At 56.5% G+C, this 757-nt stretch carries 1 protein-coding gene; it reads right to left on the bottom strand.

The annotated features are described in order from the left end of the window. Positions 1-757, bottom strand: a 757-nt coding sequence (tnpC, locus tag AC1TPC_RS26870) for an IS66 family transposase (RefSeq protein WP_482069777.1), incomplete at both ends; no start/stop codon positions are given.

Genomic DNA, 757 nt, shown 5'->3' on the forward strand with positions numbered 1-757 from the left:
CTTCAGCTCACGCTCAATGGCAAAGAGCTTATTGCAAAATTGCAAGCCCTGCTGGGCAACCGTTTCGGTTTTGTCCTGTGAGGGCGGCAGTACTTTTAGTGCCTCATCGAACTTGCGCCGCGCATGCGACCAGCATCCAATTAGCGTGACGCCTTGTACCTTGTGGTAGCCGGGATAACCGTCCACATGCAGATAGCCGCTGAATCCCTTCAAAAAATCGCGAGGATGCTCGCCGCCGCGCGATGGCCGGTAGTCGTATAAAACGATCGGCGTGCCTTCACGCCCCGTTCGGTACAACCAGAGATATGATTTCGTCTCCGCAGACTTGCCCGGCTCGCGCAGGACCTGCAACGTCGTTTCATCGGCATGCAGGATGTCCTGATTCAGCAGGTGCTCCCGCATACGGTCCGTTAGCAGCGAAAGCCATTGATCCGCGCCGTACATCATCCAATTTGCGAGCGTTTGCCGTGAGATCGTTAGACCTAAACGGGCAAACTGTTGCTCCTGCCGATACAGCGGCTGACTGTCTACATACTTCTGGCTCATGACGTGCGCCATGATCGATGGAGAAGCAAGACTTCCCGGATAGACGGGCTTCGGCATGGGAGCCGTTACGATCGGCGTGCGAATTTCCTCGCGTTCACAGCGTCGGCATGCATACACCTGGCGCACATGCCGCGTCACCTTCACTTCCGCAGGGATGACCGCGATTTCGTTTCGCGTCTCGGTGCTCATCTCATGAAGCACACCTCCGCAG

The organism is Paenibacillus sp. Y280, from assembly GCF_056786335.1.